Genomic DNA, 17,707 nt, shown 5'->3' with positions numbered 1-17,707 from the left:
CTGACATGTCGTATTCGACATGTCAATAGTTTCATGTACGATCGCCTCATGTCCCTGCGCTTCGCCCTGCTCGGCCTGCTCAACGAACATCCGTCCAGCGGCTACGACCTGACCCGACGCTTCAGCGAGGGGATCGGCGCGTACGCCTGGGACGCCAAACACAGCCAGATCTATCCCGAGTTGAGGAAGCTCACCGAGGACGGACTGATCGAGATCGCCGAAGAGGGCGCTCGCGGTCGCAAGACCTATGCGATCACCGGCCAGGGTCAGGAGGAGCTGCGCGGCTGGCTGCTGAGACCGCCGACCGTGGCCGGCGGCGTACGGAACGAGTACGTCCTGCGGCTCTTCCTGCTGTCGGCGCTGGACCAGGACGAGGCGCGCCAGATACTCACCCGCACGATCGAATACTCGACCCGGCAGCGGGAGGCGATCGACGCCGAGTATCAGGAGCACCTGGCCGGCGGCGGAGCGGCCCGACAGGGAGCGCTGGCGGCGCAGTACGGCATCAGGATGTACCAGGCGACCATCGAGTGGGCGCAGTGGGCGATCGAACAGATCACCGCCGAATCGTCGGCCGGTTCCGGCAGCTGATTCCCTGGCGGCCGGTTTCCCGCCGGACGGATTCCCGGCGGCGCCGGGGCCGGTGCCGTGCCGGTCGGGGTTTGTCCGGCCGGGCAGAATGGGCAGGTGAGATTCCTCAGCGATCCGCCCGGTTACGACCTGACCTACTCCGATGTGTTCATGGTGCCCAGCAGGTCCGCGGTCACCTCGCGGCTCGACGTCGACCTCACGAGCACGGACGGGATCGGCACCACGATCCCGCTGGTCGTGGCCAACATGACCGCGGTCTCAGGGCGCCGAATGGCCGAGACGGTCGCCCGACGGGGCGGCGTCGCAATCATCCCGCAGGACATTCCCACCGATGTCGTCGCGGGGACGGTGGCCAAGGTCAAGGCAAGCCACACCGTCTTCGACACACCGATCTCGGTCGCCCCGCACGACACGGTCGGCTCCGCGGTCTCGCTGCTGACCAAACGCGCCCACGGAGCGGTGGTGGTCGTCGACGAGGGCCGTCCCGTCGGCCTGGTCGGCGATGTCGAAACAGCCGGAGTCGACCGCTTCGCGCAGGTGCACGAGGTGATGACCGACGACCTGGTCATCGTCGCCGCGGACACGCCACCGGAGAAGATCTTCGAGATCCTGACCGGCCAGCACCTGAGTCTGGCACTGGTCTGCGACGGTGACCGACTGCTGGGCGTGATGACCCGCAAGCATGCGCTGCGCTCGACGCTCTACCAGCCGGCCGTCGATCCGGACGGACACCTGATGATCGGTGCCGCGGTCGGGATCAACGGCGACGTCGCCGGCCGGGCCGAGGCGCTGCTGGCCGCCGGGATCGACGTCCTCGTCGTCGACACCGCGCACGGCCACCAGGACCGGATGCTCACCGCACTGAGGTCGGTGACCGAGGTACGCGACCGGTTCACCGACCGGACCGGCCGCCAGGTGCCGGTGGCTGCCGGCAACGTGGTCTCCGCCGACGGTGTCCGTGAACTGGCCGAGGCCGGTGCCGATGTGATCAAGGTCGGTGTCGGCCCGGGCGCGATGTGCACCACCCGGATGATGACCGGCGTGGGACGCCCGCAGTTCAGCGCCGTGCTGGAGTGCGCGCAGGCCGCCCGCGAGGTCGGGGTGTCGACCTGGGCCGACGGCGGCGTCCGCTATCCGCGAGACGTCGCCCTGGCTCTTGCCGCCGGCGCCGGCAGCGTGATGGTCGGCTCCTGGTTCGCCGGGACGTACGAGAGCACCGGCAACCTGATGGCCGATGCCGAGGGCCGCGCCTACAAGGAATCCTTCGGGATGGCCTCGGCGCGCGCGGTGAAGATGCGGACCCGGGACGCCAGCGGTTTCGAACGGGCCCGGGCGGGACTCTTCGAGGAGGGCATCTCGTCCTCGCGGATGTACCTGGATCCGGAACGACCCAGCGTCGAGGACCTGATCGACCAGATCATCTCCGGCGTCCGCAGCAGCTGCACCTACGCCGGGGCGACCAACCTGGCCGAGTTCGCCGAGCGGGCTCGAGTCGGCGTGCAGTCGAGCTCGGGTTACGAGGAAGGCCGCCCGCTGCCGGTCAGCTGGTGATCAGCTGCCGGCCAGCGCCGGCGGGTCGAACCAGGTGTAGCCGCGCCCGGTCCACAAGCTGCGCTGGGCGACCAGCCGGGGGCGGTATTCGTCCCAGGTCCGGCCCGCCGGCGACCAGGCGCGCTCGGCGATGCCGGCCAGTCGGGGCAACAGCAGGAACTGCAGGTCGGATTCGTCGGTGATCGTCTCGCACCAGATGGTGGCTTCGACACCACTGATCACGGCACCCTCGGCGACCTCCTGCAATGCCTGACCGGGATCGAAGTCGTACGCGTCCTCGATACTGATCTGGCCATACGCCTGGCGCAGCCCGAGTCGCTGCCACTGCTCTCGTTGATCTTCGTCGGGCTCGTCGGCGTACGGCCGGTCCAGGTAGCAGTAACTGACCGGGGAGAACAGGATCCCAGCCCCGTTGCGGACCGCCAGACCAAGATCATCGTCGGCCTTGCGGAAGAGCTCGACCAGCTGCCGGCCACGTTCTTCGAGGGCGAGGTCGCTGCGGGCCGGATCGCTGCCGTCACTCAGGGCTGCGAACATCTGATCCAGCCGATCGGTGAAGTCGATCCAGTACTGGGCGATGTCCCCCTCCCCCAGTCCGGCCCGGGCAGCCTCCTGCCAGCCGATCACCTGTTTGCCCAGGCTGTGCACGATGCCGATCGCCCGGTCGAGGAAGTCGCGGTGGAATTCGTCGGTCAGCCCGAATCCCTCATCACCGCCCAGATGCAGGAACCGGCCTGGCGACAGTGCCGCGTACTGACCGAGGACGTCGGTGATCAACTCCCACAAACGCGGGTTGTCGGCATCCAGCTTGCTCATCGGGATGCCGCCGGCGTCCTCGGTCTTGCCGAATTCCGGGTAGGAGTTGATCAACGCCGTGCTGTGCCCGGGGAGATCGAATTCCGGCACCACTGTGATGAAGCGCTCGGCGGCATAGGCGACAAGATCGTTGTAGTCCTCGATGGTGAAATGACCGCCCGGCCGATCACCGTAAGCGCCCTGGGCACCGATGCCGGTCAGCTCCGGCCAGCCGTCGATCTCCAACCGCCAGCCCTGGTCGTCAGTCAGGTGCAGGTGCAGGACGTTGAGCTTGTAGGTGTCGAGAAGATCGATGACCCGACGGACGATCTCCGGGGAGAAGAAGGTCCGGACGACATCGAAGTTGAGCCCGCGCCAGGCGTAGCGGGGCGCGTCCAGGATCCGTACGCCCGGCAGGCCCGGGCCGTTGATCAACAACTGCCGCAGGGTAGTCAGGCCCCGATGCAATCCGATCGGCTGCTTGGCGCGGATTCGGACACCCTCGGTCGTGATCGTCAGACCATAGTGCTCGGAGTCGGCCGCATGGTCATCGGCCCGTACGCCCTCGGTGGCCGGCAGCGCGGCGAGCTCCTCATCGTCGGTGACCAGCTCCAGGGTGATCGCTGCCGGCCCGTCGACCACCTCGAGTTGCAGACCATGGTCGCCTGCAACGGCTTCGACGAACGGGCGTACGACGCCCGCCAGGGCCGATTCCACCCCGACCGCCATTCCGGTCTCGAGGGTGAACCCGGGTCCGGTCTCGGCGGCGGCGGTCGGAGCGGGGATCAGTGGCAGCACATCGCAGATCGTAGCCGTCAGGACTTCAGCAATGCGTCGAGCTTGGCGTAACCCTCGTTGACGCCGCTGTCCATGCCGCTGGCCAGCATCATCGCCTGGGCTTCCATCGAGTCGACGAGCGAGACCGTGGTCAACCGGCAGCGGCCGTCGGGCAGGTCGGTGATCGTCAGGGTCTCCAGGCTCACGGCCCCCCGGAATACCCTCGTAGCCCCAGGTCTGGACGATCTTGTGCTGATCGTGCAGCACCTCGTGGAACGACCCGAAGAACCAGTGCTCTCCGGTGGCGTACCGGTAGTTTCCGCCGGTGGTTGGCTCCCAGCGGTCGACCGTGACCTCGTACTGGCTCGGCCCGATCCAGCGGGCGAAGAGCTCCGGATCGACATGGGCCCGGAAGACCTGGTCCGCCGGCGCGTCGAACTCACGGGTGATCGTGACCTTGGGCAGGTCGGGGTCGGCGATGATCGCCGCGGCTTTGGTGTTGTTGGTGTTGGTGCTCATCCTGCGTCTCCTCCAGGCTGTTCGGCGAGGACGGCATCCAGGCGGCGGTAGCGCTCTTCGGCCTGCCGCTGGTAGCGGCGGATCCAGGTGGTCATCAGATCGAACACCTCGGCCTGCAGGTGGACGGGCCGCCGTTGCGCGTCGCGCGATCGGCTGACCAGTCCGGAGTCCTCCAGCACCCTGATGTGCTTGGAGACTGCCTGCATGGACATGTCGTACGGCTCCGCCAACTCCCCCACGGTGGCATCGGCCAGCGTGAGTCGCGCCACCATGTCCCGCCGGGTCGGCTCCGCCAGAGCCGCGAAGACCTTCGACAATGCGTCCTGAGCCACGTGCTCACCTTTCCTCAACCGATTGGTTGAGTAAAGCTCACCACGGTACGGAAGCTTTGTCAACCCATCGGTTGAGAAACGGTTTCTGAGCCTGCCGAAGGGTCAGGCGGTCGCGTACCGCTGGGCCGACCGTGCGCGACGCTTGGCAGCCTCCTCCTCGCGGTTCTTGGGCGGTGCTGCGGTCACCAGATCGTCGAGCAGATGCTGCGTCAGATGCGCGATCTCAGCGACTGCACGATCGAACGCCTCCTCGTTGGCCTTCGACGGCTTCGTCGTTCCGGCGATCTTGCGCACGTACTGCAGGGCTGCATCGTGGACCTCCTGGCTGGTGGCCGGCGGGTCGAAGTTGTGCAGCTGGCGGATGTTGCGACACATGACTTCAGTGTCCCCCACCCGGACGGCCCTGGGCCAGATGCTTCGGCGCGACCAGGAAGATCGCCACCAGGAACCCGATCAGGATCACTCCGGCCGGCATCAGCAACGACTGGCTCATCGCGGTGGCGAAACCGTCCTTCAACTGGGCCGGGAGCGTACCGAACTCGGCGTCCGAGACCGACGCGCCGCCGGGCACAGCCGGCAGATTCGCGGCCAGCCGGGACTCCATCAGTGCGGCGATCGCGGCACTGCCGAGCACCGAGCCGACCTGGCGCATCGCGTTGAAGACACCGGAGCCGGCGCCCGCCTGGTGCATCGGCAGGTTGCGGTTCGCCGAGACGCTGATCGGTCCGAAGGTGAAGGCCGTACCGACGCCGAGCAGGGTCAGCGGCAGCAGCAGGTGCCAGACCGGGGTGTCGGGCTGCAGGACCCGACTGGCCCAGAACAGCGCGACCGCATCGGTGAGCAGACCGAAACCGGCGAGGTAGCGCGGGTGGTAGAGATCGACCAGCCGTCCGACGATCGGTGCCAGGGCGATGCCGACGATCGCGTTCGGCAGCATCAGCAAGGCCGCCTGGGTCGGGGTGAAGCCGCGGACCGTCTGGGCGTACAGCATGAAGGGCAGCTGCATCGCGATGATCATGAACCCGACGGCCATGATCGCGACGTTGGAGAGCGAGAAGTTCCGGTCCCGGAAGAGTCCGAGCGGCACCAGCGGCTCGGCCTTGTTGAAGCGCTGCCAGATCACGAACGCGATCATCAGCAGCACGCCGATGCCGATCAGGCCCCAGATCCAGCCGGCCCAGTCGTACGACTCCCCCTCCTGGATGCCGAAGACGATCGTGAACATGCCGGCCGCACTGAGCAGGACGCCGAGGATGTCGAAGCGGTGCGCGTGGGTCTCCAGGCGTGGCACCAGCCGCATCGCGAGCACGAATGCGATGGCGCCGACCGGTACGTTGATGAAGAAGATCCACTGCCAGCCCGGGCCGTCGATCAGCAGACCGCCGGCGATCGGCCCGACGATGCCGGCGATCCCGGCGACCGCACCCCACAGCGCCATCGCCCGACCGCGCTGGTGCGGCGGGAACGTCCGGGTGATCACGGTCATCGTCTGCGGGGTCATCATCGACGCACCGAGTCCCTGGAACACCCGGGCGACGATCAGGATCGTGATGCTGGGTGCCAGGCCGCACCACAGCGAGGAGAGCGTGAAGACGGCCAACCCGATCAGGTAGACCCACTTGGGACCGATCCGGTCACCGAGCCGGCCGGTGATCAACAACGGCACGGCATAGGACAGCAGGTAGGCGCTGGTCACCCAGATGACCGAGTTGACGCCGGTGTCGAGGCCGCGCATGATCGCCGGCACGCCGACGGACACGATCGTCGCGTCGACCAGGATCATGAAGAAGCCGATGACCAGCGCCCAGAGCGCCGGCCAGGGACTGCGTCCCGGCGGCGCAGCCGTGGTCAGAATTGATGTTTCTTGTGCCATGGGAGCTCCCCCGTCGTGAGTCTTTCAATGGTGGCGGCGATCCAGGCGCGCTCGGCCTGTCGTACCGCGAGCAGATAGTCGTTCTCGATCCAGAAGGCTTCGGGGAGTTCGCGCCGCTTGACCTCGGCGACGGCCTCTTCCATCTCGGCCACCTCCAGGTCGAGGGAGTGCAGGTACTCCTCGAGCAACCCGACGACGGTGTCGGCCGGCAGATTGTTGGCCAGCGCCAACGCAAGTGGGAATTGTGGAAACTCGGGCTGCCACTGCCGCAGACCCGAACGCACCCAGTCGAGCAGGGCTTCGTGACCCTCGAGCGTCGCTTCGTAGACCGTACGCTCCGGGCGTCCGGTCGGGCGATCGGTGCCCAGGGACTTGACCAGTCCGTCCCGCTCGAGTCGCTCGACCGCGTGGTAGAGCGACCCCGGACGAACCTTGACCAAGGCGTCTTCGTGGCGCTCCAGCATCACCGAATACATCTCGTACGGATGCATCGGTCGCTGACCCAGCAGCGACAACACACTCACCGCCAACGGCGTCAGCTTCATCACACCCCAAGCTCCGTACGAATTATTCCATCTGGAATATACGACGTGGGCCATTCCAAGTCAACCGGTCTTGGCGTCTCACGGGCGCAGAACTACGGGCGACGTCCCAGAAGTCGAGCGTATGGACTTTCAGACCCCCACGAAGATCCACACGCTCGGCTTTTGTGCGACCTCATTCGGCAGCCGTACGCCCCCAAGCCCGACCGAGGACGCAGCCGAGGAACGTGGTTGCGGAGCGTGCGGAGCAACCGCCCCGCAAGATGATCTTGGGACGTTACCGATCCGAGGGCACGGGGGTCGCCCCCCGGAACGCAAGTCGCCAGACCAAGATCGCGGCAGCGTCACCCAGACGGACGAAGAAGGTCAGTGCTGGAATTCGCCCCGGTAGTACTGGTAGATCAGGCCCGTCAGCGCGACGACCCCGAGCGCACCGGCGATGATCACCAGCCACCAGCCGATCACCAGGCCGACCATCACCAACGCCAGGCTCAGCCCGCAGAAGAGCGGCCAGACACTGCTCGGGGAGAAGAATCCGACCTCGCCGGCGCCCTCGACGATCTCGCCCTCGCGCTTGTCCTCCGGGCGCGCATCAATACGCCGCGCGATGAGCGACAGGTAGCCCGCGATCATCAGCGACAGGAAGAAGGTCAGCGTCAGCGCCGCCGTACCGGTGGTCTCGTGCGTGACGAACCAGTAGGCCGGAGTGACGATCAGGAAAAAGACCGTCAGGATCGCGAAGATCCAGGCTTCCATCCTCATCGTTCGTCACCCTCTCCGCTGTTGTGTTCGGCATTGCCGATCAGCGCATCCACCCGACCGGTGTGCTCACCGGAATCGATGAATTCGCCCTCACCCGCCATGTTGGACGCGTACTCCTCGAGCGCGATCTCGGGATGGTGCAGGTCGAAGGCCGGGGACTCGGAACGGATCCGCGGCAGCGAATCGAAGTTGTGCCGCGGCGGCGGGCACGAGGTCGCCCACTCCAGCGAACGGCCCCAGCCCCACGGATCGTCGACGTTCACCTTGGGGTTCTTGCGGCTCTTCCACACGTTGTAGATGAACGGCAGCATCGAGGCGCCGAGCAGGAATGCGCCGGCCGAGGAGATCTGGTTCAGCAGCGTGAAGCCCTCATTGGGCAGGTAGTCCGCATAGCGCCGCGGCATGCCCTCGACACCCAGCCAGTGCTGGACCAGGAATGTCGTGTGGAAGCCGATGAAGAGCAACCAGAAGTGCACCTTGCCCCACTTCTCGTCCAGCATCCGCCCGGTGAATTTCGGCCACCAGAAATAGAAGCCGGCGAACATCGCGAACACCACCGTGCCGAAGACCACGTAGTGGAAGTGCGCGACCACGAAGTAGGAGTCCGACAGCTGGAAGTCCAGCGGCGGGCTGGCCAGGATGATGCCGGTCAGGCCACCGAAGAGGAAGGTGGTGAGGAAGCCGATGCACCACAGCATCGGCGTATCGAAGGTGATCGAACCACCCCACATGGTGCCGATCCAGTCGAAGAATTTCACTCCGGTCGGTACCGCGATCAGGAAGGTCATGAAGGAGAAGAACGGCAGGTTCACCGCACCGGTCACGTACATGTGGTGGGCCCACACCGCGACCGACAGGGCCGCGATCGACAGCGTCGCGCCGACCAGGGTCATATAGCCGAACAGCGGCTTACGGCTGAAGACGGGCAGGATCTCGGTGATGATGCCGAAGAATGGCAACGCGATGATGTAGACCTCGGGGTGCCCGAAGAACCAGAACAGGTGCTGCCACAGGATCGCGCCGCCGTTGGCGGAATCGAAGATGTGGGCGCCGAACTTCCGGTCCGCCTCGAGCATCAGCAGTGCGGCCGCCAGGATCGGGAAGGCGATCAGCACCAGCAGCGAGGTGATCAGCGTGTTCCAGGTGAAGATCGGCATCCGGAACATGGTCATGCCGGGTGCCCGCATGGTCAGGATCGTGGTGATGAAGTTGACCGAGCCGAGGATCGAGGACAGGCCGACCAGGTAGAGCCCGACGATCCACAGGTCACCGCCGACACCGGGGCTGTTGACCGCATTGCTCAGCGGCGAGTACGCGAACCAGCCGAACGAGGCCGCGCCTTCCGGCGACAGGAAACCCGAGACGACGATCAGGCCCCCGAAGAGGAAGAACCAGTAGGACAACATGTTCAGCCGCGGGAACGCGACGTCGGGCGCACCGATCTGCAGCGGCATGATCGCATTCGCGAACGCCGAGAAGAGCGGCGTCGCGAACATCAGCAACATGATCGTGCCGTGCATCGTGAAGAACTGGTTGTACGTCTCGTACGACAGGAACTGCAGCCCCGGGAACGCCAGCTCCGCCCGGATGCCCAGCGCCAGGATGCCGCCGAACAGGAAGAAGATGAAGCTGGTGATGAAGTACAGGTTGCCGATCATCTTGTGATCGGTGGTAGTCAGCCATTTCCAGGCCAACTGGCCCATCGGCCGCGGTCTGCTGACCTCGCGTGCCGGAGCCGCGGCAGTCCGCTCGGCGGTTCCCTCGAAGGTCGTCACGTCAGTGTCCTTCCTGCCCGGCCGGCCGTTGCGGTACGGCGACCGGATTCTGCAGCGTCTGCAACTGGCCCGTCTGGCCCTTGGCGATCAGTGACTTGAGGTGGGCCTCGTACTCACTCTGGGAGACGATGTGGACGTTGAACAACATCGCGGAGTGGTACGTGCCGCATAGCTCGGCGCACTTGCCTGCGAAGACACCCTCCTTGGTGGGCGTCAGATCGAGACTGTTGTCCCGGCCCGGCACCACGTCCAGCTTCTCGTAGAAGGCCGGGACCCAGAACGAGTGGATCACGTCGACCGACCGGAGGTTGAAGCGGACGCTCTGGCCGACCGGCAGGTAGAGATCGGCCGGATGCTCGATGGTTCCCGACTCCCAGACCGCTTGGCCGATGTCGGGGTTGTTCTGCTCCTGGTAGTTGAACGACCAGTTCCACTTCTGCGCCACCACGGTGATCGTGTGGTCGGGATGGGCGACCTTGGCCTGGACCTTGTCCTGTGTCAGCACCGTGAAGTAGAACAGCACACCGATCAGGATGAACGGGGTCACGGTGTAGAAGATCTCGATCGGCAGGTTGTAGCGGTTCTGCCGCGGGATGCCCGGCTTGCGGCGGCGGTAGCGCACCACGCACCAGACGATCATGCCCCAGACGGCCGCACCGACGCCAAAGGCGGCGATCCAGGCGCCGATCCACAGATGGTGGGTGTACGGCGTACGGTCGCTCGCGGCGGGCGGCAGGCCGAGTCGGCTCGGGAGTCCGGGCCCGGTGTCCGCACAGCCGGCAAGCGCCAGCGCGCCAACACCGAGACCTGCCAGCAACAGCCTTGTTGCAGACCGTCGGACCGGCAACCGCGGGCGGGAGTCTGGTGCCACGTCGACCCTTTCGAAAGACGTACTACTACAGCGTGTCAAACCTATCAGCACCCTAACGCAGCAGACCCCGAGGGACCGCCCCCGGTCGGCCCGGTATTCCAAGGTCCTGCAGGCCCCGTCTCAGGAGTTGCACTGTTCTTACGACTTTCGCCACCCCACGCGCCGATCTGCCCGATGATCGACCTAGGCCGGGCCGACGGGAGCCGCGGTCCGACGAGCCGCGTTCGCAGCGGGAGTGAGGAGCGGCGGGCTGATGACCTCGGCTACAGGCGGCCTTGACCGGGAGCTGTGCCTGGAACTGCTCACCAGCCGGCGGATCGGACGGATCGCCTGGCGGGCGGCCGACAGCATCCAGATCCTGCCGGTGACCTTCATCTGGTACGACGAGACGATCGTCTTCCGTACGTCTGCCTACGGACTGCTCTCCGAGCTCGTCCGCGAGGCGGATGTCGCCTTCGAGGTCGACGACATCGACGAGCACGGCCGGTCCGGCTGGAGTGTCGTGGTCCGTGGCCGGGCCCGCGCGACGGCCGAGCCCGAGGAGCTCAGCCGGTTGTGGCGCCTGGACGATCCGGTCCCGTGGGCCTCGGGGACCCGGAACCTGTTCATCCAGATCAGCCCGACGCTGATCACCGGCAGGATGGTCAGTGCAGCTTCCGGCCCGTCGCATGACGGTGATCTTGGGTAATCTCTGATCATGGCCGAGGATCCCCCCGGAACGGGAGCCGAGCAGCACTCGCCGTCCTCTCCTGCCTCGCAGTTCGGCATGCAACTGTCCATCGACCAGTTGATGCGCCTGGTGTCCGAGCGTGCCTCCGATCTGATCGGCAGCCAGGAGCGACTGCGCAGCCTGCTCAACGCCAACCGGTCCATCGTCAGCGAGCTCTCGCTGCCCGGCGTACTGCGTCGGATCGTCGAGGCCGCCCGCGACGTCGCCGCTGCCCGGTACGCCGCCCTGGGCGTGATCGGCCCGGACGGGCTGCTGGAGCAGTTCATCACCGTCGGCATGGACGACGAGACGATCCGTGCCATCGGCGAATTGCCGAAGGGCCGCGGCCTGCTCGGCGCCCTGATCGACGACCCGCGGCCGATCCGGCTACGGCGGATCGCCGACGACCCACGCTCCTTCGGATTGCCGGCCAACCACCCGCCGATCGAATCCTTCCTCGGCGTCCCGATCCAGGTGCCCGGCGCGGTCTTCGGCAACCTCTACCTGGCCGAGAGCCGGGGCGGTGCTTTCACTGCCGAGGACGAAGAACTGGTGCTCGGCCTGGCCGCCACCGCCGGCATCGCGATCGAGAACGCCCGGCTGTACGAGGAATCCCGGCAGCGGCAGGAATGGTTGCGAGCCAGGGCCGAGGTAGGCCGCAATCTCACCACCGACGATCAGACCGTCAATCTGCAGCGAATCGCCGAGAGCATCCTGCGGCTGGCGGCGGCCGATCTGGTCTCGGTCGTGCTGCCGGAGCCGGACAGCGAGCTGGTCCGGGTGGTGGCTGCGATCGGTCTCGGCTCGAGTGATCTTGCCGGTGCCCGGTATCTGCGTCCCGGCTCACTCGCCGGTGCCGCGATGGACCAGGGCTCCGGAGTGATCGTCGACAGCGCCGAGTCCTATGTCGAGACCACCTTGTGCCCCGTCTACGCCGACGGGCTCGGCGCGGTGATGGCGTTGCCACTGGCGACCGAGCAGGGCATGGCAGGTGCGGTCGTGGTCGGGCGTACGCGCAACAGCCGGCGGTTCTCCGAATCCGATCTCGAGATGGCGGGCAGCTTCGCCGAGCAGGCCGCGCTGGCGATGGAGTTGGCGGAGGCCCGGACCAACCAGGAACGGCTGGCGCTGCTGCAGGACCGCGACCGGATCGCCCGTGATCTTCATGATCACGTGATCCAGCGGCTGTTCGCCGTCGGGCTCAGCGTGCAGAGCATCGCTGCCAGCCTGCCGAACTCGGACCCAGCGGCCCGACTGATCGACATCGTCGGTGATCTTGACGAGACGATCCGCGAGATCCGGACCGCGATCTTCGCCCTCCGCGATCCGGGCGCCGAACACAGCCTGCGCAGTGCGGTCATGTCGGTGGTCTCCGATGTCGGCCCGGCGCTGCCCGAGCGGCCCGAGGTGATCTTCGTCGGACCCTTGGACACGATGGCCGATCCGGGCGTGATCTCCGACGTCGGTGCCGTCGTCCGCGAGGGGCTGACCAACATCGCCCGCCATGCCCACGCCCGGCACGCCGGCGTCCGTGTCGAGGCGACCCCGGGCGAACTCGAGGTTTACATCAACGACGACGGCATGGGCATCGGCGACACCGGAAGACGCAGCGGACTGGACAATCTGCGGCGCCGCGCCGAGGAGTACGGTGGGGCCCTGAACGTCACATCCTCGCCCGGTCTCGGCACGAATCTGTCCTGGACCATCCCCCTGGAGGCACCGTGATCAATGTCTTCATCCTCGATGATCATGAGTTGGTACGACGCGGTCTGGTCGATCTGCTGAACACCACAGATGATCTTCATGTCGTCGGCGAGGCGGCCACGGCGGCCGAGGCGCGGCAGCGGATCCCGGCGACGATGCCCGATGTCGCGCTGCTGGACGGTCGGCTGTCCGACGGCTCGGGAATCGACGTCTGCCGGGACATGCGGTCGGCACTGCCGGATCTGCGCTGCCTGATCCTGACCTCCTACGACGACGACGAGGCGCTGTTCGCCGCGGTGATGGCGGGAGCGTCGGGCTATCTGCTCAAGCAGATCGGCGGCTCGTCGCTGACCGACGCGATCCGCGAGACTGCCCGCGGCACGTCGTTGATCGATCCGGCGGTGACCAAGAAGCTGATGACCAGGTTGCAACAGCCGGTTCCGGAGGCCGACCCGCGGTTGTCCAACCTCACCGAGCGCGAGCGGGAGATCCTCGACCTGATCGCGCAGGGCCTGACCAACCGGCAGATCGGCGAGCGGATGTTCCTGGCCGAGAAGACGATCAAGAACTACGTGTCAACGCTGCTGACCAAGCTCGGCATGCAGCGCCGCACCCAGGTCGCCGTCTACGGCGCATCGTTGAGCAACCCGCCCCGCTGACGCCGGAATCAGTCGGGACCTTGGACTCTGCCACCAGGTTCTCTCGTGATGGACAATCCTCCTAGGGATTGTCGCGAGACACTCACAATGAGTTTCGGCAGGATCGCCAGCTGCTCGTCGGCCCGTCGATCAACGGGGGAATCGTACGAGGCAGACGCACCGACGGTCCTGCCGAATCTTATCCGCGGACAACAAAACCGCCTCCGGGATCATCCCGGAGGCGGTTCGTGTCTGTGGAGCCTGCGGAGCAGGCACCCCGAAGCCGACCTGTGGACCAGACCGACCCGGGGGTCGAGGGGGTCGTCCCCCGCTCTATATCAATTGAACGAGTCGCCGCAGGCGCACGAAGAAGTCGCGTTCGGGTTGTCGATGGTGAAGCCCTGCTTCTCGATGGTGTCGACGAAGTCGATGGTGGCGCCGAGCAGGTACGGCGCGCTCATCCGGTCGGTGACCACGTTCACGCCGCCGTAGGTCTTGACCACATCGCCCTCGAGAGAACGCTCGTCGAAGAACAGCTGGTAACGCAGGCCCGAGCAGCCGCCCGGCTGCACCGCGACCCGCAGCGCCAGGTCGTCGCGACCCTCGCCGTCCAGGAGTGCCTTGACCTTGGCGGCCGCTTCGTCGGTGAGAAGGATGCCGTCGCTGACCGGGGCCTGGATCTGGATGGTGTCCGTCATATCGTCCTCGCTAAACCAGATAACGCGCGAATGTTGTTCTCCAGTGTAAGCAGCACTCGCCCGGTCGCCAACCAGTACCCGCCGAATGGACAGCTGGGATCGAGAACAGGCCGGATCGAGAATGGCCTCTACATCCCGGATGGCTCACCAGGTCCAGCTGCGGGCGACCCTGGCGACGGTCGCCGCCAGCTGCTCGGCGTTCAGTTGACCGGCAGGCTGGTCGATCTGCGGTTCGTGCACCCCGTACGCGGATTCGACACCCATCGAGCGCATCTCCCGGGATCCGATCACGACCTCGCCGGCGACCAGGATGACCGGCACATTGCTGCGCGCACCCTGATCGGCGACCCAGGCGACCACGCCGCCGCCGCGCTCGGCGAAGTCGAAACTGGTGCAGCCTGTGACGAGCAGATCGCTGCCGCGGACGCGGCGGCGCAGCGCACCGATCTCGGCGCAGTATTCGGAACCGGTGGTCACCCGGCCGCCGAACAGGTCGGCCACGAAACCGAGGCCGCCGCAGGCGCCCCAGTCCGGTCCCTCCGGCATGCCCGGGGCGGCGGCCAGGGTGAACGACTGCAGGCTGGCATCGGTGGCCAGCAGTAGTTCCGGATGCCAGCCCTGGTCGCGGCCGAACCGGGAGGTGATGCCGCGCAGTCCCAGCAACGGGAGTGCGCGCTGCCCCGGTGGGACGACCAGGGTGAGCCGGCGGCCGGCCAGCAGGCGTCGTACGGGCTTGAGGTCGACGCGGGAAACCCCATGCAGCCCGGCGACACCGGCGTCGAGTGGTACGTCCGCGGTGGCGCCGAGGGCACCCAGCAGACCGGCGCCGCCGTCGTGGGCGCGGTTGGCGGAGACGTCGAGTACGATCTCGGCTGCCCGGTAGGGGCTGGCTGACATCGCCTCCGCCAGAGCGGCGCCGAATCCCGCCGACGACGCGTCCCGGTCGATGCTGAGCTGGGGACCGGAGGTGTCGGGCTCGAAGCCGATCACCAGCCGCTCGGGGGTGTCCACGATCGTGGTCAGACCGCCCCGAGAGACGCCGGCCGACGACTCGGCGCCAACACTGTCGGCGACGGCCTGGGTGAATCCGCTCCCGGCCTCCCCCATCGGCACCACCTGAACATCGGTCGTCTGCCAGCCGCCGGCGAGGATCCGCCCCGCCTCGGCCGAGCTGAGCGGACCGATGCCGTCGGTCGCGATGATCACCCGCATGAGATCCATGATCGCAGCGCATCAAACCGATTCGACGGGCAGTGTCGGTGGCAGGTGCCAGAGTCAGCTCATGACATTCGGTCTGGCCGATGAATTGTCCAAACAGCTGTCGTGGCATTGGGAGGCCCAGCTCCGACCGCGACTGGACGGGCTGAGTGACGACGAGTATCTGTGGGAACCGGTGCCGGGCTCGTGGAATCTTCGGCCGAGCAGTGCCGGATTCACCCTCGACTACGCCTATCCCCCGCCCGAGCCGGCGCCCGTCACGACGATCGCCTGGCAGCTCGGGCACCTGTTGGTCGGGGTCCTCGGGGATCGTAATGCCCGGCATTTCGGTGGGCCGCCGGTCGACTACGAGACCTTCGCCTATCCGCCGACGGCCGCCGCGGCGCTGGCCGATCTCGACTCCGGCTATCGGACCTGGATCACCGGAGTCCGCGGGCTGTCGGACGACGATCTCGCCGCTCCGTGCGGGGAACCGGGATTCGAGCAGGATCCGATGATCGGTCTGGTGCTGCACATCCACCGTGAGGTGATCCACCACGGCGCGATGATCTCGGGATTGCGCGACCTCTGGGCCCACGGTCGCGGCAGCAGCGCGGGGGCGCTCCCGGGGTGACGGCCGGAGCACCGCTGAGTAGTTTGGCCCCATGCCACAGACGCAGCAGTACCAGTACGCCACCTATCCCAGCCTGGCCGGCAGGCACGCCTTCGTCAGCGGGGGCGCCTCGGGCATCGGTGCGGAACTGGTCAGCCAGCTGGCCGCCCAGAAGGCGAAGGTGAGTTTCGTCGACATCGACGGCGAGCGCGGCGAGAAGCTGGCGGCGGACCTGCGCGGGAGCGGTGCCGAAGTCTCCTACCGGACCTGCGACATCACCGACACGGCTGCCTACCAGCAGACGCTGCGCGATTTCGCCGATGAGCTGGGCCCGATCAGGATCCTGGTCAACAATGCCGCGAACGACGCCCGGACGCCGTTCGACCAGGTGACCCCCGACCAGTGGGACCGGGACATCAACGTCAACATCAAGCACCACTTCTTTGCGGCCCAGACGGTGGTCCCGATGATGCGTGACGCCGGTGGCGGCTCGATCATCAACTTCGGCTCGATCACCGCACATGTACGGGTCCCCAATCTGACCGGCTACATCGCGGCGAAGGCCGGCATCGAGGGCATGACCCGGGCGCAGGCGACCGAATACGGCAAGGATGAGATCCGGGTGAACTGCATCATCCCCGGATGGATCCTGACCGAGAAGCAGCTGGCCGACCATGCCACCCCGGAGGCACTGGACAAGCTGCTGACCCAGGACCAGCGGCTGCCGCACAAGCTCTACTCCGACGACATCGCGCGGATGGTGTTGTGGCTGGGCGCCGACGACTCGCGGTCCTGCACCGGCCATCTGTGGGTCGTCGACGGCGGCTGGTGGTGAGCTGATGGTCGCCGCCGAGCAGTTCAGCCCTCCGGTAGCCGGCCTGGGCGAAGGCGCCTTCTGGAACGACCGGACCAGCCGGTTCATGATGGTCGATCTGCTCCGCGGCGACATCCTGACCCTCGACGAGAACGGCGAGGCGTCCCGTACCCACGTGGACACGATCGCCAGCGTGCTGCGTCGGCGGACGGCCGGCGGCTTCGTGGTCGGCGTCGAGCGCGGCGTCCGGTTCCTCGATGATGATCTTGAACCGCTGGGTGACGTGCTGTCGGCCTTCGACACTGATGGCATCCGGATGAACGACGGCGGCTGCGATCCGCAGGGTCGGCTCTACGTCGGCTCGATGGCCTATGCCGAAGCAGCCGGTGCCGGGACATTGTATCGCTTCGACCATGATCACGCGATCGGCACCGTGCTCGGCTCAGTGACGGTCTCCAACGGCGTCCAGTGGAGCGCCGACGGCAGCCGGGTCTTCTACAACGACACCGCGACGGGCCGGATCGCGGTCTTCGATTTCGACGGCACCGACGGCAGCTTCCATGATCAGCGCGACTTCGTCGTCCTGCCGGAGGGTGTCGGCGCCCCGGACGGGATGGCGATCGACGCCGAGGACGGTCTGTGGGTGGCACTCTGGGGCGGATCTGCGGTGCACCGCTATGACGCTGACGGCAAGCTCACCGAGGTGATCGGGTTTCCGGCCTCCAAGGTCACCTGCCCGACCTTCGGCGGCCCGGACAAGGCCACCCTGTACGTGACCACTGCCAGCCTTGACGTCCTCGACGAGCCGCACGCCGGCGCGGTCTTCCGCGCCGACGTCGGCGTCACCGGTGCTCCGGTGTACGCGTTCGCCGGCTAGTTGCTTCGCCTGCTGGAGTTTGCCTAAACACCTTAGGTAAATGCATAATCTCCTTCGGGAAACTGGAGG

The 17,707-nt window shown here is 66.7% G+C and carries 18 protein-coding genes; 8 read left to right on the top strand and 10 right to left on the bottom strand.

What is annotated here, in order from left to right:
* Nucleotides 1-48 precede the first annotated feature (48 nt).
* Together IEY07_RS01425 and IEY07_RS01420 are read left to right on the top strand one after the other, a co-directional pair.
* Nucleotides 49-591 carry a PadR family transcriptional regulator gene (locus IEY07_RS01425; protein ID WP_188893388.1) on the top strand — a complete coding sequence of 181 codons (543 nt, stop codon included), beginning with the start codon at nucleotides 49-51 and terminating at the stop codon, nucleotides 589-591.
* A 96-nt stretch (nucleotides 592-687) separates the two neighbouring features.
* Nucleotides 688-2,142, top strand: coding sequence for a GuaB1 family IMP dehydrogenase-related protein (locus IEY07_RS01420; protein ID WP_188893387.1), 1,455 nt, complete (start codon nucleotides 688-690; stop codon nucleotides 2,140-2,142).
* On the opposite strand, the gene IEY07_RS01415 is transcribed toward IEY07_RS01420, so the two are convergent.
* The 8 genes from IEY07_RS01415 to ctaC form a co-directional block, all read right to left on the bottom strand.
* Nucleotides 2,143-4,233, bottom strand: a complete 2,091-nt coding sequence (locus IEY07_RS01415) for a family 20 glycosylhydrolase (protein ID WP_229669594.1) — start codon at nucleotides 4,231-4,233, stop codon at nucleotides 2,143-2,145.
* Nucleotides 4,230-4,565: an ArsR/SmtB family transcription factor gene (locus tag IEY07_RS01405; RefSeq protein WP_188893385.1), complete on the bottom strand. Its 336-nt coding sequence runs from the start codon at nucleotides 4,563-4,565 to the stop codon at nucleotides 4,230-4,232. Before IEY07_RS01405 ends, IEY07_RS01415 begins: the two co-directional genes overlap by 4 nt.
* 102 nt (nucleotides 4,566-4,667) lie before the next feature.
* Complete coding sequence (locus tag IEY07_RS01400; RefSeq protein WP_188893384.1) at nucleotides 4,668-4,940, bottom strand: DUF2277 domain-containing protein; 273 nt, start codon at nucleotides 4,938-4,940, stop codon at nucleotides 4,668-4,670.
* Between the two features lie 4 nt (nucleotides 4,941-4,944).
* Nucleotides 4,945-6,438, bottom strand: a complete 1,494-nt coding sequence (locus IEY07_RS01395) for a DHA2 family efflux MFS transporter permease subunit (RefSeq protein WP_188893383.1) — start codon at nucleotides 6,436-6,438, stop codon at nucleotides 4,945-4,947.
* Entirely contained in the window at nucleotides 6,414-6,983 is a 570-nt protein-coding gene (locus IEY07_RS01390) for a PadR family transcriptional regulator (protein WP_229669668.1), read from the bottom strand. Before IEY07_RS01390 ends, IEY07_RS01395 begins: the two co-directional genes overlap by 25 nt.
* A 363-nt stretch (nucleotides 6,984-7,346) precedes the next feature.
* A complete protein-coding gene (locus tag IEY07_RS01385; RefSeq protein WP_188893381.1) occupies nucleotides 7,347-7,742 on the bottom strand; it encodes a cytochrome c oxidase subunit 4 in 396 nt (131 codons plus the stop codon).
* Nucleotides 7,739-9,445 (bottom strand): aa3-type cytochrome oxidase subunit I, encoded by a 1,707-nt coding sequence (gene ctaD, locus IEY07_RS01380; protein ID WP_188893798.1) that lies wholly within the window; start codon nucleotides 9,443-9,445, stop codon nucleotides 7,739-7,741. Before ctaD ends, IEY07_RS01385 begins: the two co-directional genes overlap by 4 nt.
* Before the next feature lie 73 nt (nucleotides 9,446-9,518).
* Nucleotides 9,519-10,388 carry an aa3-type cytochrome oxidase subunit II gene (ctaC, locus tag IEY07_RS01375; protein ID WP_268239176.1) on the bottom strand — a complete coding sequence of 290 codons (870 nt, stop codon included), beginning with the start codon at nucleotides 10,386-10,388 and terminating at the stop codon, nucleotides 9,519-9,521.
* A 253-nt stretch (nucleotides 10,389-10,641) separates the two neighbouring features.
* Between ctaC and IEY07_RS01370 the strand changes: the two genes are divergently transcribed.
* The 3 genes from IEY07_RS01370 to IEY07_RS01360 are packed head-to-tail and all read left to right on the top strand — an operon-like array spanning nucleotide 10,642 to nucleotide 13,460.
* Nucleotides 10,642-11,076, top strand: a complete 435-nt coding sequence (locus IEY07_RS01370; RefSeq protein ID WP_188893380.1) for a pyridoxamine 5'-phosphate oxidase family protein — start codon at nucleotides 10,642-10,644, stop codon at nucleotides 11,074-11,076.
* 9 nt (nucleotides 11,077-11,085) lie between these two features.
* The gene (locus IEY07_RS01365) at nucleotides 11,086-12,822 is read left to right on the top strand and encodes a sensor histidine kinase (RefSeq protein ID WP_188893379.1); all 1,737 of its coding nucleotides are present in this window, start codon (nucleotides 11,086-11,088) and stop codon (nucleotides 12,820-12,822) included.
* On the top strand, nucleotides 12,819-13,460 hold the full coding sequence (locus IEY07_RS01360) for a response regulator (RefSeq protein WP_188893378.1): 642 nt from the start codon (nucleotides 12,819-12,821) through the stop codon (nucleotides 13,458-13,460). Before IEY07_RS01365 ends, IEY07_RS01360 begins: the two co-directional genes overlap by 4 nt.
* 317 nt (nucleotides 13,461-13,777) lie before the next feature.
* Here the strand turns inward: IEY07_RS01360 and IEY07_RS01355 are convergent, their stop codons facing one another.
* Both IEY07_RS01355 and IEY07_RS01350 read right to left on the bottom strand, forming a co-directional pair.
* On the bottom strand, nucleotides 13,778-14,137 hold the full coding sequence (locus tag IEY07_RS01355) for a HesB/IscA family protein (RefSeq protein ID WP_188893377.1): 360 nt from the start codon (nucleotides 14,135-14,137) through the stop codon (nucleotides 13,778-13,780).
* Between the two features lie 144 nt (nucleotides 14,138-14,281).
* On the bottom strand, nucleotides 14,282-15,358 hold the full coding sequence (locus IEY07_RS01350; protein WP_188893376.1) for a glycerate kinase: 1,077 nt from the start codon (nucleotides 15,356-15,358) through the stop codon (nucleotides 14,282-14,284).
* A 61-nt stretch (nucleotides 15,359-15,419) separates the two neighbouring features.
* On the opposite strand from IEY07_RS01350, the gene IEY07_RS01345 reads away from it, so the two are divergent.
* The 3 genes from IEY07_RS01345 to IEY07_RS01335 are packed head-to-tail and all read left to right on the top strand — an operon-like array spanning nucleotide 15,420 to nucleotide 17,638.
* Nucleotides 15,420-15,968 carry a DinB family protein gene (locus tag IEY07_RS01345; RefSeq protein ID WP_188893375.1) on the top strand — a complete coding sequence of 183 codons (549 nt, stop codon included), beginning with the start codon at nucleotides 15,420-15,422 and terminating at the stop codon, nucleotides 15,966-15,968.
* Nucleotides 15,969-15,999: 31 nt separating this feature from the next.
* Nucleotides 16,000-16,782, top strand: coding sequence for an SDR family NAD(P)-dependent oxidoreductase (locus IEY07_RS01340; protein WP_188893374.1), 783 nt, complete (start codon nucleotides 16,000-16,002; stop codon nucleotides 16,780-16,782).
* Nucleotides 16,783-16,786: 4 nt separating this feature from the next.
* Nucleotides 16,787-17,638, top strand: a complete 852-nt coding sequence (locus IEY07_RS01335) for an SMP-30/gluconolactonase/LRE family protein (protein WP_229669593.1) — start codon at nucleotides 16,787-16,789, stop codon at nucleotides 17,636-17,638.
* The last annotated feature ends 69 nt before the right edge of the window (nucleotides 17,639-17,707 follow it).

The organism is Microlunatus endophyticus, from assembly GCF_014646195.1.
GTDB lineage: Bacteria > Actinomycetota > Actinomycetes > Propionibacteriales > Propionibacteriaceae > Microlunatus > Microlunatus endophyticus.
This window is presented reverse-complemented; position numbering and strand designations above follow the sequence as displayed.

What these genes read in the sequence shown, in the direction of transcription:
- IEY07_RS01425 (WP_188893388.1), top strand. Translation starts at nt 49, where the DNA reads ATGTCCCTGCGCTTCGCCCTGCTCGGCCTGCTCAACGAACATCCGTCC.
- IEY07_RS01415 (WP_229669594.1), bottom strand. Translation starts at nt 4,233, where the DNA reads ATGAGCACCAACACCAACAACACCAAAGCCGCGGCGATCATCGCCGAC.
- IEY07_RS01400 (WP_188893384.1), bottom strand. Translation starts at nt 4,940, where the DNA reads ATGTGTCGCAACATCCGCCAGCTGCACAACTTCGACCCGCCGGCCACC.
- IEY07_RS01395 (WP_188893383.1), bottom strand. Translation starts at nt 6,438, where the DNA reads ATGGCACAAGAAACATCAATTCTGACCACGGCTGCGCCGCCGGGACGC.
- IEY07_RS01390 (WP_229669668.1), bottom strand. Translation starts at nt 6,983, where the DNA reads ATGAAGCTGACGCCGTTGGCGGTGAGTGTGTTGTCGCTGCTGGGTCAG.
- IEY07_RS01385 (WP_188893381.1), bottom strand. Translation starts at nt 7,742, where the DNA reads ATGAGGATGGAAGCCTGGATCTTCGCGATCCTGACGGTCTTTTTCCTG.
- ctaD (WP_188893798.1), bottom strand. Translation starts at nt 9,445, where the DNA reads ATGGGCCAGTTGGCCTGGAAATGGCTGACTACCACCGATCACAAGATG.
- IEY07_RS01370 (WP_188893380.1), top strand. Translation starts at nt 10,642, where the DNA reads ATGACCTCGGCTACAGGCGGCCTTGACCGGGAGCTGTGCCTGGAACTG.
- IEY07_RS01365 (WP_188893379.1), top strand. Translation starts at nt 11,086, where the DNA reads ATGGCCGAGGATCCCCCCGGAACGGGAGCCGAGCAGCACTCGCCGTCC.
- IEY07_RS01355 (WP_188893377.1), bottom strand. Translation starts at nt 14,137, where the DNA reads ATGACGGACACCATCCAGATCCAGGCCCCGGTCAGCGACGGCATCCTT.
- IEY07_RS01350 (WP_188893376.1), bottom strand. Translation starts at nt 15,358, where the DNA reads ATGGATCTCATGCGGGTGATCATCGCGACCGACGGCATCGGTCCGCTC.
- IEY07_RS01345 (WP_188893375.1), top strand. Translation starts at nt 15,420, where the DNA reads ATGACATTCGGTCTGGCCGATGAATTGTCCAAACAGCTGTCGTGGCAT.
- IEY07_RS01340 (WP_188893374.1), top strand. Translation starts at nt 16,000, where the DNA reads ATGCCACAGACGCAGCAGTACCAGTACGCCACCTATCCCAGCCTGGCC.
- IEY07_RS01335 (WP_229669593.1), top strand. Translation starts at nt 16,787, where the DNA reads ATGGTCGCCGCCGAGCAGTTCAGCCCTCCGGTAGCCGGCCTGGGCGAA.